The organism is Klebsiella sp., assembly GCF_027492335.1.
GTDB classification, from domain to species: Bacteria; Pseudomonadota; Gammaproteobacteria; order Enterobacterales; family Enterobacteriaceae; genus Klebsiella; species Klebsiella huaxiensis.
In genome coordinates this window covers 44,877-61,403 of the sequence record NZ_JAPUEW010000100.1, presented here as the reverse complement: position 1 = coordinate 61,403, position 16,527 = coordinate 44,877, and the positions used below count along the sequence as shown (strand labels likewise).

Here is a 16,527-nt window from a genome sequence, read left to right as displayed (position 1 = left end):
AAAACTATTCCTCACGTATTCAACACATCCGTGTGAATTATCACTCCGGTTTTCAAACCGTCATTGCGTTTTTATTCACAGCTTCAGACTTTGATTTACCCGACAAGGTAAAGGCGGAGATTAGCGTGACGGCCAGGGCAATTCCGCCTAGGATCATATAGGTATCCTGGAAACCGATCCGGTCATACATATTCCCGGCAAAAGCAGAAAGGAAAATCGCTGCAACCTGTTTGGAGAACTGGAAACCGACCAGGTAAATCGTCGCCGACAGGCGGACATCAAACACGCCGGTAATATATTTAAATGCGCCCACCAGCAGGAACGGGACTTCCAGCGCGTGGAGCATTTTCAGGGCCACCACTTCCGCAGCCGTGGTGGCGAACGATGAACCAATCATCCTTGCCGCCATCACCATCCCGGCAATCAGTAGCGTGTTCTTCGCCCCGATGCGGTTAATAATCCACGGTGAGCTGAACATAATAATCGCGTTGCATATTTCCCCGGCGGTGGTCGCAAAACCAAAGGCCCGTGTGCCTGACTCTGGAGTGGCAAAGAAGGATTTAAAGAAAGTGGCAAACTGCTGATCGAAGACGTCATACACACAGGCTACGCCAATCACATACAGGATAAACATCCACATTTTGCGCTGACGGAACATGCTCACGGCGGTTTTTAAATCCACCGCTGGGCGATTCGCGCCCAAAGAATCCATCACCTGGGCGCTCTGACTGGCCTGGGGTTTAGCGATAGCCACCAGCACGACCAACACCAGCGCGGCGGCCGATCCCATCCAGAATACCCACTCAGGGTTTACGCTGAACAACATCCCCGCCGTGGTTGCGCACAGCGCCCAGCCGAGGCAGCCAAAGGTACGCGCCTTGCCGTACTCAAACCCGCTATTGCGGCTCACGCGTTCGATATAGGCTTCCATCGCCCCGGCACCGGCGGAGAAAACAAAGCCAATATAAGCCCCACCGCTGAGCGCGCCGAGCCAGATATTGGTTTTCAACAGCGGCGCAAAAACGTAGAGGAAAAAGGGCGCAATCAGCACCAACAGCACGGTCACTATCCACATCAGGTGCTTTTTCAGCCCGAGCTTATCGGAAATCACGCCCAGGATGGGCTGAAAGCAGATAGCGAACAGCGACAGGCTGGAGAAAACGATACCGGTCTCGGTTTTATTCAGGCCGATAACATCCGATAGCCAGATCGGCAAAAACGGAAAGCAGGTGGCCATAATGAAAAAGTAGAGAAAGAAGAACAGCCCGAAAATCCAGAAATTGGGGTTGTTTTTATGGGTACAGACGGTCGGGTTCATTGTGTTTTCCTCAAAAAGGGCCGACGCGCGGCCCGTCACCATCACACGCGTTGCAGGCCAATCAAAATGGCGCTTTCCGGGTCAAGGATTGGCAGCGCCAGTCCCGCCTGTTGTAACCACTCGCCGCTTACGGTCTGTGGCGTCATCATCCATTCCGGCAGCTTACGCATCGTATGGCCGCCCTCTCCTGTAATTTGAATATTCGGATGATCGAGCAGCGTCACCTGATAGCGCGCGCCCGCGTCCAGTCCCGCCACGCGCAGCGGCGCCATCAGGGTATAGTCCGGCATCGCCAACTGGCTGACGAGGAAAATTGCCTGGCTCTTATCTTCACTGACCACGCCGTGCGCAAGCGTCGTGGCGTCCGGCATATCTGCCCGCCACTGCACGCCGTGATGGATTAAGTCTCGCCACTGCTTATGCAACGCCGCGTATTTGCGATACCCCGCGCGTTCTTGTTCATCGGCGCTCACCGGGTCCAGCTCAAGGCCCATATGGCCGAACAGCGCCGTCAGGCCGCGAAAAGCGATACTATGCTGGCGGAAGGTGGCGTGGCAGTGGCGGTTGCCGATGTGTGCGCCCATCACTTCCGGCGGGAAGAAGTAGCTCATGCCACGCTGGATGGTATTGCGCTCCAGCGCATCGTTATTATCGGAAGCCCAGAAGCGGTGGCTGCGCTTCAGCACTTCATAGTCAATACGCCCACCGCCGGAGGAGCAGGATTCAAATTCGATATGCGGGAAACGGGCCACCAGAGTATCCAGCAGACGGTAGAACTGACGAGTCTGCGCGTCGGCGGCGGCTTTGCCGTTATGCCCTGGCTGCACCAGCTCGCGGTTCATATCCCACTTCACATAATCCACGGCGTGCTCGCCCAGCAGCCAGCTCATCCGCTCCAGCAGATAGTCAAAGGCTTCAGGGATATTCAGGTTCAGCACAAACTGATGACGCCCAGGGATCAGCGTATAGCCCGGCAGCGCAAGCACCCAATCCGGATGGGCACGATATAAATCCGAGTTCGGGCTAATCATTTCCGGCTCAACCCAGATACCAAATTCCATTCCCAGCGACTTCACGTGGTCGATAACCGGGGTCAGGCCGTTAGGGTATTTTTTCTCATCGAGATACCAGTCGCCGAGCGCCGCCCAGTCGTCGTTGCGCCCTTTAAACCAGCCGTCGTCGATGATAAAGCGCTCGACGCCCAGCTCCGCCGCCTCATCCGCCATGCGCATGATGTATTGCGGGTTGTGGTCGAAATAGATCCCTTCCCAGGTATTGAGGTGCACCGGGCGCGGTTTGTTGCCCGGGAAACGAATAATCTGTTCGCGCAGGTAGCGATGGAACTGCTGGCTCATGCCGTTCAGCCCTTGCGCGGAGTAGCTAGCGTAGAGGTTCGGGGTCCACAGCGTTTCTCCTTCCGCCAGCGCCATTTCGCCCGGCAAGTAGAGGGCTTCCGCCTGCAGATAACGGCGACCATCGGTTTTGGCCTCCGCCCGCAGACGGTGGTTGCCGCTCCAGCCCAGATGAACGCCCCACACTTCGCCCTGCATCTCGCTAAAGGCTTTGCTACCGGTAATCAGCGCCGGAAAATGTTCATGAGAGGTGCGTCCGCGGCGGTTTTCCAGCACGAAGCTGTCATGTTCGAGAATCAGACGATGGGGCTGGAATTCGCGGATCCAGCGGCCATGAAAGGCCATCACTTCGCGGGCTCGCTCCGCGACCGGCAGCGTAATCGCCAGACGGTCCACCTGCCAGGGCTGCGCGCGCAGGTTAGTTAAACCATGACGAACGCTCAGTACGCCGCTGCTGTCGAGCTGGATTTCACTGCATAGCCGCAGGCCTGCCTGCACATCTTCACTGGTAATCGTTAAATTTTGCCCATCCTGCACCACATCAGTGGTGGTAAAAATCGGCGAGGCGTCCAGACCCTGGCGATGACCTTCAATACCCGGCGCGCCGAACAGACCGTGGCCCAGCTCGGCCATTAAAGTCACCGGTGAATCGACGTCCACGCGGCTATTGGCGACCGGACGAGCCAGACTGACCGCATCCTGCGGCGAAAAGTGGCTTAAATGCGGCCCCCAGTAGATAATTTCGGCGAACGGATGAGTTTTTATCACCACATCAGCCACCGCGCTTTGCAGGCGTAAAATCGAATCAGACATCAGACATCTCCACAACAAGGAATGCCTTACTGTTGATCCGAAACGTTTCGGACGCCAACCAAAACGTTTCGGATCCGTGATCGAGTTCAGGAAATTAATCTGAAAAGGAGTGAATCAGGCGGTTTCGCCTGGGACAAATTCGGGCTGCCAGAGCACCTGGAGAGAGGCGAGATCGTCACCGGCAATCAAGCGACGAACCATGCTGGCTATCTGGCGACCCACGCCCTGGCGAGTAGATTGAATCACCGCGCCGACCGGGGTTTCAATGATGCTGTCCTGCGGCAAGCCGTCGTAAACCACCAGCGAAACGCGATTTTCGCCGGTAAGACGTCCCAACTGAGCCAGGGCCATCGCCGCGCCGTCACCATGGCTATTACAATCGGTGACGATCGCCGTGGGCGGTTCAGGCAAACGCAGCAGCTCCATCGTCGCCTGAAACCCACTGCGGCGGGTTGGCGACACGCTGCGCAGCCAGTCCTCGGCTAATCCAGCTTCGCGCAGCGCTTGCAGGTAGCCGTTGCGACGCTGAGTGATAAACGCCTGATTGTTATTTTCGCTCAATAACGCGATGCGCTGATGCCCCTGGCTAATCAGGTGGCGGGTAGCGCGATAGGTCCCGGCCTGGTTGTCGAAATCAAACCAGGCATAGGGCTGCGGCAGGCGGCTGCGGCCCAGGGCCAGAAACGGAAAACCGGATGAGAGCAATTGAATCAGGCGCGGGTCGTCGTCAAGGGTGTGGGCGACGATTAACGCATCAACGCGACGGCTCTGCACCATCCGCATATACCCGTGCTTGTCGGCTTGTTCATCATCGGCAATCAGTAGTAAATCAATCTCATAGCGCGCCAGCTCGTGGCTGATTTCACCCACCATATCGAGAAAGACATTGTTATTCAGCGGCGCAGGACGCACAGGAAACACGAGGCCAACGGCGTCAATTTTGCCCATCTTCAGGCGTCGGGCGAAGGTATTAGGGCGATATCCGCGACGCTGCGCTTCGGCTTCCACGCGGGCGCGCGTCTCCTGCGACACGTCGTCGTAGCCGTTTAACGCACGGCTGACGGTCGTGACCGAGATCCCAAGTTCTTTAGCAATGGCTTTCAACGACATAAGTATCCCTGTCCTCACGGGAGAATGCGGTAGTGTCCCGCAATACGGCCATGGCGTCCAGCCTGCCGCCGTGACTAGTTCTGCTCGGCCACCAGCAGCGCCTGGGTATCCGGCTCCAGCGCCTGGAAAACGTGTTCCCGGTCTGCGGGATAGCAAATGTAATCCCCTTCGCCCAGTTCTTCCGGTGCTTCCGTCAGGCCAACCCGCGCTCGCCCCTGGGTGACAATAATATGCTCCACTGAACCCGGCGGATGCGGCTGTGAAATACGGTCCGCTCCCGGCTGGGTCAACAAGAGATAAATATCGCGCCGTGCGCCCGGCGGGCATGCAGCCAGGAGGATCGCCTGATAGTTTGCCTGCTCGGCGACAACTTTCATCCCCTCGCCGCGACGGATCACCTGGGTCGTATTGACCTGCGGCTCCAGCAACCGGGCAAAAGGAATATCAAGCGCCACGCAGAGCGCCCACAAGGTTTCCAGGCTCGGGTTGCCGTTGCCCGATTCCAGCTGCGATAACGTCGATTTGGCAATCCCCGCTCGCCGCGCAACTTCAGCGAGGGAAAGCCCGGTGCGCGCACGTTCACGTACCAGACTTTTGGCTATCAGGCTAATTGGCTGAGTCATACCGCTCTCCACGTTTTTTATAGCGAACGATTCGTTCGCCTTGAAATGCTTTTCTGTTGCGTTCATTATAATGGAAATTCGTTCGATATGGCTAAAGAGTATGAAGCAACACTTCGCCAGTCTCAAAGGCGACACCATCAAAGCAATTGTTTTAGTCTGCCTGGCGGTAGGCATCGTGGGCATGTCCTATGGCTCGCTGGCTATCGCCTATGGTTTTCCCATTTGGGTGCCTTTTGTCCTCTCGGTTTGCGTGCTAGCGGGTGCCTCTGAGTTTATGTTTATCGGCATTGTCGCCAGTGGCGGCAACCCGTTAGCGGCAGCAGCAGCCGGTTTACTGGTTAACGCCCGCCATATTCCTTTCGGCGTCACGGTACGCGATCTGGTCGGCCAGCGCGCCGCCAGCTTCCTCGGTTGCCACATCATGAACGACGAAAGCGTGGTGTTTGGTCTGTCGCAGAAAACACCCGAACAGCGCCGGGCCGCCTACTGGCTATGCGGTCTGGGCGTGGCGCTGATTTGGCCGCTGGGAGCGCTCCTGGGCGCGGGCGTCGGTAAGCTGCTCCCGGCACCGGAGACCATCGGCCTCGATGCGGTATTCCCGGCGATTCTGCTGGCGCTGGTGGTTCCGGCATTTAAAAACCGTACTACGCTTATCCGCGCCTGCAGCGGAGCGGCGCTATCGCTGGCCGCCGTGCCTTTTGCGCCGGTTGGCCTGCCGGTCCTGCTGTCGCTGTTTGGCCTGCTGACGAGGAAAAAATAATGGGCAATATGACGCTATTTATTGCCGGTATCGCCGTGCTATCTCTGGGAACCTATTTAATGCGTTTAGGTGGAGCAAAGCTCGGCAACCGTTTAGCCTTTTCCGAACGTTCTCAGGCGCTGCTTTCCGATGCGGCGACGGTGCTGCTCTTTTCCGTCGCGCTGGAGACCACGTTTTATGAGGGTGAACATTTTGCCGGGATGGCGCGGGTGTTGGGCGTGGGCTTCGCGGTGTTCCTCGCCTGGCGCAAGATGCCGCTGATTGTGGTGATTATCGCCGCCGCCGTGGTAACGGCGCTGCTGCGGATGGCAGGAATATCTTAGGCCGGATAGCCAGGCAGCATCCGGCCATCAGGCTCACCAACGCCGGATGGCGACGCTAACGCGTCTTATCCGGCCTACAGTTTTCATTCCTTATCTGTATTTCAATCCACTCATTTAAGAGTTCAATGTCTGGTAGCTGCAGTTGATCTACCGTAAATACCGGTCCCAAGCGCATTGGTTGCGCCCGTTGCGCCAGTTGGGCCAGCTCCGGGAGATACTCTTCGCCCGGATGCCCCGGTTTACGGTCCTGCAACCGACTGGCGTAGCGCGACACCGCCAGCTCTGGCGAGATCTGATTCCAGACTTCAAGGACCTTTTCCACTCCCGCTTGTTGCAGCAACTGCTGCAACATTTCACGCGGCTGAAAACCAAACCAGGCGTCAATTAACCAGACGCAGCCTGCCGACGACTGGCCAACAATCGACCATATGACCTCATAGGCGGCACAACCCAACTGCCGGTTGAAATGACGATCAATCTCAGTAAAGCGCGCCATAAACGGCTCCTTAATACCGTCGATGGTGAGTAGCGGCAGATTAAATGTTGCCGAGAGCTGCCGGGTGACGGTGCTTTTACCCGATGCGGGAATGCCGTTAATTAAAATCACCGTTTTGCGGTCTGGAGTGAGATGTCTGTTCATAACAACGCGACGACCTCCTCCCGGCTGCTGGCGGCCCGCAGCTTAGTCATCGTTTCGTTATTATCGAGCAACGCGATAATCGCGCGGATACCCTCCTCGATATGAGCATTGCTGTCCTGCGCGCCGAACATAATGACAATATCCGCCTTCTCGCTATCGGCAAACTGAATCGGTTTGTTCAGCACCACCAGGCTAAAACAGTTACGCTTTACGCCGCATTCAGGTCTGGCATGGGGGATCGCTACGCCTTCATCAAAAACGTAATACGCACCATGGTGCAGGGTATTATCAATCACCGCCTGGCCGTATTCTGTCGAGATATACCCTTTTGCGACCAGCGGACTGGCGGCCAGGTGAATCACCTTCTGCCAGTCTGACTCCGTGACGCCGACCTGAATGGCATCGGCCTCAATAAGTAATTCTTTTATCGTCATGATGACTCCCTAAGAATCTAATCCTAAATATTGCGGCGAATAATGTTGCGCAACTCATCAATATGAATAAAAAGCGCATCTATTTCTTGCCGATGTGTTTTACTTTTGGCATACACCGACAGCGCACGGTTATAAATCAGCATTAACGCTTTCTGTACTTCGCCATTGCCGGGGTTGCCCTGTAATTCGCCTTCCAGCCGGGTTATTTCCTCCGCCAGCTGGCTGGCCTGTTGGTCATAATCCTGCTGTGGGTTATTTTCTTTTTTCCACAGCCTTTTCAAAGATTCAAACATAGCGAGCTCCTCCCTGACGGACTACAGGGCAACGGAATACCATTAAACAACGAAGGTTTTATTTAAACAGGGCGATTTTTTCCATTAATACATGAGTGACTGCATTATTCGCTGGAATTAAAAACTTGCGCACGCTGTCATTCACTTTGCCTTTTTCAAAGGTAGTTTTGCATTGATCGACCCACTGGACGTTCATTTCCGTGCCGACATTCACTTTATTGATGCCCTCGGTGACGGCCAGGCGCATATCTTCATCACTTACGCCGGTACCGCCATGGAGTACTAACGGCACACCGGTAGCGGCGCTAATCTCTTGCAGCCGCTGGTGCTGGATCTGCGCCTTACCAGTATACAAGCCGTGCACCGTTCCTACAGAAACCGCCAGCATATCGACCTGCGTCTCATCAACAAAGCGTTTGGCATCTTCCACCGTGGTAAAGCAGATATCTTCTGCAGCCACCGCTTTGCCATCTTCCGATCCGCCAATCGCCCCCAATTCACCTTCTACCGTGATATTCCGCGGCCGCGCCATCTCTACCACTATCCGCGTATTGCCGATATTTTCCTCCAGCCCCAGATGGGAACCGTCGTACATTACGGAAGAAAACCCGGCATTCATTGCTGTTTCAATCGCGCTGATATCGGAGCAGTGATCCAGATGCAGGCAGGTCGGCACATTTTCACTTTCCGCTAATGAACAAACGGCATCCACCAGTAAACGATAACCAAGATATTCCGCCGTCCCGGTTGAGATTTGAATCATTAACGGGCTATTACTCTTTTGCGCCGCTTTAAAAAAAGCGGGCAGCATTTCAATACAGTGCAAATTAAATGAACCAATGGCTTTAAATTTTCTTTCCTGCGCGATTTTCAGAATATCGTTGAAGTTATACAGACTCATGAATATTTTCCCCTTTTGGCTTAGCTGATTTACCGTTTACGAACCATGCCAGTGCGGCAACAAAAACAATGAATAAGGCGACAAATAACCAGTTATTCTGGAAGGCGTGGCCTAATACGAGGCCGGAACTAATCACGTCCGAATCGCTAAAGGTGACGCCGGTAAAGCCGTAGCTTTCCAGCATCGGCACTAAAATCGCTGGCAGGAAGGTGATAAACAGGCCGTGAACTACGCCGCCAATCATCGCCCCACGGCGGCCGCCCAGCGCGTTACCAAAAACACCCGCCGTACCACCAGCAAAGAAATTGGTTAACAAACCGGGCAGAATCATCGCCAGGCCGAACATCGGGAAGACCAGCATGCCGATGATGGAGCCGACGGTGGTCGCCAGGAAACCGACGATCACCGCATTGGGCGCATAGGGGAACAGAACCGGGCAATCCAGCGCGGGCTTGGCGTCCGGGACAATGCGCATCGCAATACCGCGAAACGCCGGAACCAGCTCATTAAGCAGTAAGCGAACGCCGCTGTAGAGCACGAAGACGCCCGCCACAAACTGAATGGACTGCATAAAGGCGTACATCAGGTAATTAATACCATTGGAGAACTGACCAATATATTCCGGGCCCGCCGCAATCGCGGGAATCAGGTACATCGGCACCATCACCACCGCCATCGCGAGGTAGGTATCCTGGAGAAACTTAAAGTTATCCGGCAGTTCAAGGTCTTCCGTGGAGCGAGAACCTTTACCCACCACTTTCGCCACGGCGGCTTGCACCAGATAGCCAATGGTACAGAAGTGCCCCAGCGCCACGTCATCAGAACCGGTAATACGCCTGACTACCGGCTGCGCCAGTGCGGGCATCAGTACCGCCATAATGCCGCCAAAGATGCCGCCGGTCAGAATCAGCGGGAACCCGGTCAGTCCGGCTTTATAACCAATCACCGCACCGATGGTCGCCATCCACAGCAATGCCTGACCGGTCAGGAAGATATATTTCAGCGGTGTCAGGCGGGCGATAATAATATTGACGGCAAAGATCACCAGCAGCGTCAGCGCCACTTCCGAGCCTAACTCACGGTTGGCTAACCCGGCGATAGCGGCAACGTCGGTAATATAGCCTTTCATACCGAATCCCTGAGTGAAAATATCGTTCAGGAACGTTAGCGTGGCGACAATAATATTAATCCCGGCCATCATGATTAAAAAACCGAGCAGGGTTTTAAACGTCCCTTCCGCCGTTTTGCCCGGTGATTTTTTTTGCAGAATCAGGCCCAGCATCGCAATAAACGCGATTAATATTGATGCCTGACCGAGCAAATCCTTGACGATAAACTCTACAAAGCTATTCATAGTCCGCTACCTTCAGGTTACGTTCTTTTAAGAATGCGACGATTTTGGCCTCAACTTCGTCTTTATCCGTCAGTTTATGCAACACCACCACACGTTTAATTTCCTCCTCACTGGCATCCGCCGTTAATATATCGGCAAAGGTTTTTTGCGTGAGGATCATATCGGATTTAAACGCGCCGGCTTCGGAAACGGTGGTATGTTCAATATGTGCCGGAATTTCCAGTTTCTTTAAAACCGCTTTCGCCGTCATTTCAATGGCAAAGCTTGAACCGAGGCCGCAGCCACATACGCAAAGAATTTTCAGCATGTAGGGTCTCCTCAAATTATATTGAGTTGTTTGGCAAGTTTATAATGGTGTCCTTCGGTATCTACCAGACGTTTTTTCATACTGACTAAATCAATTGGAATAGGTTTGTTATTTGAATTAATGATAATAGCTTTATTTTTCATCCCTGACTGAATGCAGCGAACGACTTCACTGGCCATAATTGTACCCTGATAAATCTCTTCACAGGTCGGGTCACCGTTACGTAAACCGTAGCCCACAATAGTTTTACGAATACGCACACCAATTTGCGGTTCAAGCTGCTTAATCATGGTATCAATGGCCCCCTGGAATCCGGGAGAATACTCCCTGGTGTAGCCTTCGGAGCACAGGATCACGACGCTATTCTGTTTTGCCAGCTTCTGCTTCACACGCTCGGCAAGCGCAGCCAGCGGCATCTGCGATTCCGGGATCAGGGCGATATCCGCGTTACATTTAATCGCCGATTGCAACGTTAACTCTCCACAATAACCTCCTAGTATTTCGACCATAAATACGCGACCCGGTAATGCTCTGCCGGTATTTCTTAAGCGGGAAACTTCTTTAATAATCTGCTCACAGGCGGTAGAGAAACCAATGGTATAATCGCTGCCGAACACATCGTTATCAATCGTCATCCCGACGCCAAAACAGTTAATATCAAACTCACTTAACGTATTGAGAAACTGCAGGCTACCGTCGCCGCCGGCCATAATCAGCACATCAACGCGCAGTGACTTAATTTTTTTAGCAATCGTTTCATATTCACTGCGCAGCAATTTACGACTGGTGCGTCCGGAGGTGATAATCGGAATAGCCGCAATCGAAAAATCAACCAGATCGCGCCAGGCAACTTCTTGATAATTTTTATCCAACAGCCCAGGTATTCCGCCATTAAAAATGGTGATCTCAGCATTCGCCATTTTGGCAATCTGGAATATAAAATTATTAATTCCAGAAACATCTCCACCGCTGATAACAATGCCAATTTTCATTGCCTGCCCCCGCTGTTTTCTCTGCCAACATTTTTCCCTGACTTCAAGGCTGCTATTTGCAATAGAGATCACAATATGCCGATAATTTTGCTCCAGACTAATATTGACAACCGCTTTATTACGCTGTTTTTTGTGATCAGCATCTCTTTTATAAAGTGAGACCGGCTTAACAATTAATTTTTTATTTTGTTTAAGATCATTAAGTTACTTAGCCCGATAATTCCCTGCATGGGTTGCGTGTTTTTACCCGGTAATTCCGCTTTTGCGGAAAGAGAGAAATGTGATAAATAGCGCATTTTTTTACGTCGGGAAGGTTCACAGCGCATTTTTCCGCTAACCCGCCCGACCTATACCCTAAATAATTCGAGTACTGGAGTAAGTGACTGGGGTGAATGAGCGTAGCCAACAAAGTATGACGGGGATAAAATTGTGTGCTTGCGCACAAAGCCCACTCGCGCTTACTGAGCAAAATGTCACTGCGCGCTGACATATTGCCGCTCATCTCTTCGCCGTCCCGACGTTAAAATCGTATTAATTAGGTTTTAACGGAGTCTCATCATGGCAGCCCTTACAGCGAACTGTATTGACCTGAATATTCAGGGCAATAGCGTTTATTCCATCCTCAAGCAGCTGGCGGATATGGCCTTTCATAACGGCTACGTCAGCGACCGTAATCAGTTTTTGCAAACGCTGCTGCTACGCGAAAAGCTGCACTCCACCGGTTTTGGTTCGGGCATCGCCGTTCCTCACGGCAAAAACGCCTGCGTGAAGCAGCCCTTCGTCCTGTTCGCGCGTAAATCCGCCAACGTCGACTGGAAAGCCAGCGACGGCGAAGACGTCAACTGCTGGATCTGCCTCGGCGTGCCGCAGGCCGGCGAGGACGACCAGGTCAAAATCATCGGCACCCTGTGTCGCAAAATTATCCATCAGGATTTTATCAACCAGCTGAAACAGGGCGACGCCGACCAGGTGCTGGCGCTGTTAAATCAGACCTTAACCTCATAAGGAAGCGGCTATGGAGTCATCCTTGCGTTTAGTGGCGATCACCAACTGTCCTGCCGGTATCGCCCACACTTACATGGTGGCGGAAGCGCTGGAGCAAAAAGCGCGTTCGCTCGGCCATACCATAAAAGTTGAAACCCAGGGCTCAAGCGGCGTCGAAAACCGCCTGACCAATGAAGAGATTGCCGCTGCGGATTACGTGATTCTGGCGACAGGACGCGGCTTAAGCGCTGATGATCGCGCGCGCTTTGCCGGGAAGAAGGTTTATGAGATCGCCATTTCCCAGGCGTTGAAAAATATCGACCAGATCTTTACCCAGTTGCCCTCTCATTCGCAGCTTTTTGCCGCCGATAGCGGCGTCAAGCTGGGTAAACAGGATGTACAGCAGGGTAGCGTGATGAGCCACCTGATGGCGGGAGTTTCCGCCGCGCTGCCGTTTGTTATCGGCGGCGGTATTCTGGTCGCCATCGCCAACATGCTGGTGCAGTTCGGTTTGCCATATACCGACATGTCGAAAGGCGCGCCGTCGTTTACCTGGGTTGTCGAATCTATCGGCTATCTCGGCTTCACCTTTATGATCCCAATCATGGGCGCGTATATCGCGTGGTCGATTGGCGATAAACCGGCGTTCGCTCCCGCGTTTCTGGTCTGTTATCTGGCGAACGATAAAGGTCTGCTGGGTACCCAATCCGGTGCGGGATTTCTCGGTGCAGTAGTGCTGGGGCTGGCAATCGGCTACTTCGTGTTATGGTTTCGCAAGATACGTCTCGGCAAGGCGCTTCAGCCGCTGCTCGGCTCAATGCTGATCCCGTTCGTCACTCTGCTGGTGTTTGGCGTGCTGACGTACTACGTCGTCGGCCCGGTGATGTCCGACATCATGAGTGGCCTGCTGCACTTCCTGAACACTATTCCGCCATCAATGAAAATGGGCGCAGCTTTCCTTGTTGGCGCGATGCTGGCGTTCGACATGGGCGGACCGATCAACAAAACCGCGTGGTTCTTCTGTTTCTCGCTGCTGGAAAAACATATCTATGACTGGTATGCCATCGTTGGCGTAGTGGCACTGATGCCGCCCGTCGCCGCTGGCATCGCCACCTACATCGCACCAAAACTGTTTACGCAGCAGGAGAAGGCCGCCGCCAGCAGCGCGATTGTGGTCGGCGCAACCGTCGCCACTGAACCAGCGATCCCGTACGCGCTGGCCGCCCCGCTGCCAATGATTACCGCCAATACGCTCTCCGGCGGCATTACCGGTATGCTGGTGATCGCCTTCGGAATCAAACGCCTGGCGCCGGGTTTAGGTATCTTTGACCCGCTGATCGGCCTGATGTCGCCTGTAGGTTCATTTTATCTGGTGCTGGCGATAGGCCTGGCGCTAAACATTTCGCTAATCATCATTCTGAAAGGATTGTGGCTCAAACGTAAAGCCGCGCAGCAGGAGCTTGTCCATGAACATTGAGTTACTACAGCAGTTATGCGAAGCCAACGCCGTCAGCGGTGATGAACAGGAAGTTCGCTCGATTTTGATCAATACGCTGGAACCCTGTGTGGATGAAATCACCTTTGACGGCCTCGGCAGTTTCGTCGCCCGTAAAGGCAACCGTGGGCCGAAGGTGGCCATCGTCGGGCATATGGATGAAGTAGGCTTTATGGTCACGCATATCGACGACGGCGGCTTTCTGCGCTTTACCACCATCGGCGGCTGGTGGAACCAGTCGATGCTCAATCATCGGATCACGATTCGTACTCGCGAGGGAGTGAAGATCCCCGGCGTTATCGGCTCCGTCGCCCCGCACGCCCTGACGGAAAAGCAGAAACAGCAGCCGCTGTCGTTTGACGAGATGTTCATCGATATTGGTGCGAACAGCCGCGAAGAGGTGGAAAATCGCGGCATTGCGATCGGCGATTTCATCAGTCCGGAAGCGAACTTTGCCCGCTGGGGCGACGATAAAGTCGTCGGCAAAGCGCTGGATAACCGCGTCGGCTGCGCCCTGATGGCGGAACTGTTACAGGCGGTGGATAACCCGGAAATCACCCTCTACGGCGTTGGCAGCGTGGAAGAAGAAGTCGGGCTGCGCGGGGCGCAAACCTCGGCGGAGCATATCAAGCCCGACGTGGTTATCGTGCTGGATACCGCCGTCGCGGGCGACGTGCCCGGCATCGACAGCATCAAATATCCGCTGAAGCTCGGCGACGGGCCGGGGCTGATGCTGTTTGATAAGCGCTATTTCCCCAACCAGCAGCTGGTCGCCGCCTTAAAACAGAGCGCCGGAGACAGCGGTGCCCCATTGCAGTTCTGCACCATGAAAACCGGGGCAACGGACGGTGGACGCTACAATGTGATGGGCGGCGGTCGTCCGGTGGCGGCGCTGTGCCTGCCGACCCGCTATCTGCACGCCAACAGCGGCATGGTTTCGGCAAAAGATTATGACGCACTGTTTACCCTGGTGCGCGAGCTGCTGGCCTCGCTGACGGCGGATAAGGTCAAAGCCTTCACTGACTTTCGCCAGGTGAGATAATGCTATCGGAACGCCAGTTAAAGGTCGCGGAGATTCTCGAACAGCAGCCCTGCTTGCTGGGCGAACTGGCGCGACAAACTGGCGTGTCGAGCCGCACGATCCTGCGTGATATTGATTACCTCAACTTTACCTTCAGCGGTAAGGCCCGCATTCACCCCGGCGGCAGTGCGGGCTACCAGTTGGATATTGTCGACCGACGCGGCTATTTCCAGCTTTTACAACGCCATGATAATGATGACCGGTTGCTAGCGATATTACTGCTTAACCCATTTACTACCCGCGTGCAGCTCGCCGCGACGCTGAATTTACCGGAGACCTGGGTCGCCGACAGGTTGCCGCGCCTGAAGCAGCGCTACGAGCGCGCCTTCTGTATGGCAAGCCGTCCCGGCGTCGGGCACTTTATTGATGAGCCTGAAGCCAAACGTATAATCCTGCTGGCGAATCTGCTGAAAAAAGATCCGCTGTTAATTCCGCTGCCGGGTATGACGCACGAAAACATCGATCAGCTTCAGCAGGCCTGTGAAAATTTGCACGGCTTTGCGCTGGTTTCCGGAGAGTATCTCGCAAGCGTAGTGCTTGCCGTTTATGCCCTACGCAACCAGCTCACCGCCGCCTGGCCTGAGTGTCACCATGCTGCGCTTAACAATGCGGTAGAGCAGGCGGGAATTTACCTGAGCGACAAGGCGTTCAGCACGCTGGTTGGTTTGTTGGAAATGCAGCAACAGCATACCGCGGCGATTTCCGAAGAGGGCGTCGTGTCGCTGCTAAAATCGCTACCCGGCGTCACCCCGCTGAATATTATCGACGAACAGCTAGTCGAAAATATTACCGGTCATCTGCTGCGCTGCATCGCCGCCCCAGTATGGATCCCGGAACATCGACAGGGCAGCATGAACAACCTGAAGGCCGCCTGGCCCGCCGCCTTCGACATGAGCCTGCGCTTTATCGCCCGGCTTCGCGAACAGTTGGATATTCCTCTGTTCGACAGCGACCTGATTGGGCTCTATTTTGCCTGCGCCCTGGAACGGCATCAGAACGAGCGCCAGCCGATTATTTTGCTCTCCGATCAGAACGCCATCGCCACCATTAACCAGCAGGCGATTGAGCGGGATGTACTGAATTGCCGGGTGATTATTGCGCGCAGCGCGGGCGAAGTAAGCGCCATCAGCGAAGAGGTCACTCCGCTATTAATCATCAACAATAGCCACTATCTAATTGATGATGCTTTAAAAAATGTTCTTACCATCAAAAATATTATCACCGCAGCTGGTACCGAGCAGATTAAAAATTTCCTCGCCACGGCCTTTATCCGCCAGCAGCCTGAGCGTTTCTTTTCACAGCATGGCAGCTTCCATTACGCCAATGCGGCGGGCGAAAGCTGGCAGGAGATTATCGGCAGAATTTGCGGACAGCTTGTCGCGCAGGGTCATATCACCGAAGACGAGGCGCTGCGCATCTGCGCCAGGGAGCATGAGGGTGAAAACCTGATAGTGAATCGCCTGGCGATCCCCCACTGCTGGAGCGAGCAGGAGCGCCGCTTTCGCGGGTTCTTTATCACCCTCGCGCGTCCCGTACAGGTCAATAACGAGCCGGTCAGCCATGTACTGATCGCCTGCGCCGCCGCCGACGCGCGCCACGAGTTAAAAATCTTCAGCTATTTATCCAGCGTGCTGTGCCGTCATCCGGCGGACACTATTGCGGGAATGGCGGGGTATGAAGCGTTTATTGCGTTGTTAAAGCTGTAATAACTGGCACAAAAAAAGCGCCCTGAGGCGCTCTTTCGACA

The 16,527-nt window shown here is 54.3% G+C and carries 17 protein-coding genes; 6 read left to right on the top strand and 11 right to left on the bottom strand.

Going from position 1 to position 16,527, the window contains the following annotated elements; genetic code table 11:
- Positions 1-52 precede the first annotated feature (52 nt).
- From QVF11_RS28260 to QVF11_RS28245, 4 genes are all read right to left on the bottom strand, one after another.
- Positions 53-1,318 carry an MFS transporter gene (locus QVF11_RS28260; protein WP_112217393.1) on the bottom strand — a complete coding sequence of 422 codons (1,266 nt, stop codon included), beginning with the start codon at positions 1,316-1,318 and terminating at the stop codon, positions 53-55.
- 41 nt (positions 1,319-1,359) lie between these two features.
- Entirely contained in the window at positions 1,360-3,483 is a 2,124-nt protein-coding gene (locus QVF11_RS28255) for an alpha-galactosidase (RefSeq protein WP_287861143.1), read from the bottom strand.
- A gap of 114 nt (positions 3,484-3,597) precedes the next feature.
- On the bottom strand, positions 3,598-4,593 hold the full coding sequence (locus QVF11_RS28250) for a substrate-binding domain-containing protein (RefSeq protein ID WP_112217390.1): 996 nt from the start codon (positions 4,591-4,593) through the stop codon (positions 3,598-3,600).
- Between the two features lie 74 nt (positions 4,594-4,667).
- Positions 4,668-5,216: a helix-turn-helix domain-containing protein gene (locus QVF11_RS28245; RefSeq protein WP_112217389.1), complete on the bottom strand. Its 549-nt coding sequence runs from the start codon at positions 5,214-5,216 to the stop codon at positions 4,668-4,670.
- A 100-nt stretch (positions 5,217-5,316) separates the two neighbouring features.
- Here QVF11_RS28245 and QVF11_RS28240 point away from each other — a divergent pair, with 100 nt between their 5' ends.
- Positions 5,317-5,976: an AzlC family ABC transporter permease gene (locus QVF11_RS28240; protein ID WP_142464746.1), complete on the top strand. Its 660-nt coding sequence runs from the start codon at positions 5,317-5,319 to the stop codon at positions 5,974-5,976.
- Positions 5,976-6,299: an AzlD domain-containing protein gene (locus tag QVF11_RS28235; RefSeq protein WP_287861139.1), complete on the top strand. Its 324-nt coding sequence runs from the start codon at positions 5,976-5,978 to the stop codon at positions 6,297-6,299. The genes QVF11_RS28240 and QVF11_RS28235 overlap by 1 nt, the downstream gene beginning before the upstream one ends.
- 55 nt (positions 6,300-6,354) lie before the next feature.
- Here the strand turns inward: QVF11_RS28235 and QVF11_RS28230 are convergent, their stop codons facing one another.
- The 7 genes from QVF11_RS28230 to QVF11_RS28200 are packed head-to-tail and all read right to left on the bottom strand — an operon-like array spanning position 6,355 to position 11,220.
- A complete protein-coding gene (locus tag QVF11_RS28230) occupies positions 6,355-6,939 on the bottom strand; it encodes a P-loop nucleotide/nucleoside kinase family protein (protein ID WP_142514957.1) in 585 nt (194 codons plus the stop codon).
- Positions 6,936-7,373 carry a PTS sugar transporter subunit IIA gene (locus tag QVF11_RS28225; protein WP_002954847.1) on the bottom strand — a complete coding sequence of 146 codons (438 nt, stop codon included), beginning with the start codon at positions 7,371-7,373 and terminating at the stop codon, positions 6,936-6,938. The genes QVF11_RS28230 and QVF11_RS28225 overlap by 4 nt, the downstream gene beginning before the upstream one ends.
- A 23-nt stretch (positions 7,374-7,396) precedes the next feature.
- Positions 7,397-7,666 carry a hypothetical protein gene (locus QVF11_RS28220; RefSeq protein WP_287861135.1) on the bottom strand — a complete coding sequence of 90 codons (270 nt, stop codon included), beginning with the start codon at positions 7,664-7,666 and terminating at the stop codon, positions 7,397-7,399.
- Positions 7,667-7,724: 58 nt separating this feature from the next.
- On the bottom strand, positions 7,725-8,567 hold the full coding sequence (locus QVF11_RS28215) for a class II fructose-bisphosphate aldolase (RefSeq protein ID WP_287861133.1): 843 nt from the start codon (positions 8,565-8,567) through the stop codon (positions 7,725-7,727).
- Positions 8,554-9,921, bottom strand: coding sequence for a PTS sugar transporter subunit IIC (locus QVF11_RS28210; RefSeq protein WP_142514956.1), 1,368 nt, complete (start codon positions 9,919-9,921; stop codon positions 8,554-8,556). Before QVF11_RS28210 ends, QVF11_RS28215 begins: the two co-directional genes overlap by 14 nt.
- On the bottom strand, positions 9,914-10,228 hold the full coding sequence (locus tag QVF11_RS28205) for a PTS sugar transporter subunit IIB (RefSeq protein WP_110276106.1): 315 nt from the start codon (positions 10,226-10,228) through the stop codon (positions 9,914-9,916). The genes QVF11_RS28210 and QVF11_RS28205 overlap by 8 nt, the downstream gene beginning before the upstream one ends.
- A gap of 11 nt (positions 10,229-10,239) precedes the next feature.
- Positions 10,240-11,220: a 6-phosphofructokinase gene (locus QVF11_RS28200; RefSeq protein WP_287861130.1), complete on the bottom strand. Its 981-nt coding sequence runs from the start codon at positions 11,218-11,220 to the stop codon at positions 10,240-10,242.
- Between the two features lie 558 nt (positions 11,221-11,778).
- Here QVF11_RS28200 and QVF11_RS28195 point away from each other — a divergent pair.
- From QVF11_RS28195 to QVF11_RS28180, 4 genes are read left to right on the top strand one after another with little or no spacing between them, the layout of a single operon-like run.
- Positions 11,779-12,225, top strand: coding sequence for a PTS fructose transporter subunit IIA (locus tag QVF11_RS28195; RefSeq protein WP_142512745.1), 447 nt, complete (start codon positions 11,779-11,781; stop codon positions 12,223-12,225).
- 10 nt (positions 12,226-12,235) lie between these two features.
- Positions 12,236-13,681 carry a PTS fructose-like transporter subunit IIBC gene (locus tag QVF11_RS28190; protein WP_142512744.1) on the top strand — a complete coding sequence of 482 codons (1,446 nt, stop codon included), beginning with the start codon at positions 12,236-12,238 and terminating at the stop codon, positions 13,679-13,681.
- Positions 13,671-14,741, top strand: a complete 1,071-nt coding sequence (locus tag QVF11_RS28185; RefSeq protein WP_287861127.1) for an aminopeptidase — start codon at positions 13,671-13,673, stop codon at positions 14,739-14,741. The genes QVF11_RS28190 and QVF11_RS28185 overlap by 11 nt, the downstream gene beginning before the upstream one ends.
- Positions 14,741-16,486, top strand: a complete 1,746-nt coding sequence (locus QVF11_RS28180; RefSeq protein ID WP_287861126.1) for a putative frv operon regulatory protein — start codon at positions 14,741-14,743, stop codon at positions 16,484-16,486. Before QVF11_RS28185 ends, QVF11_RS28180 begins: the two co-directional genes overlap by 1 nt.
- The last annotated feature ends 41 nt before the right edge of the window (positions 16,487-16,527 follow it).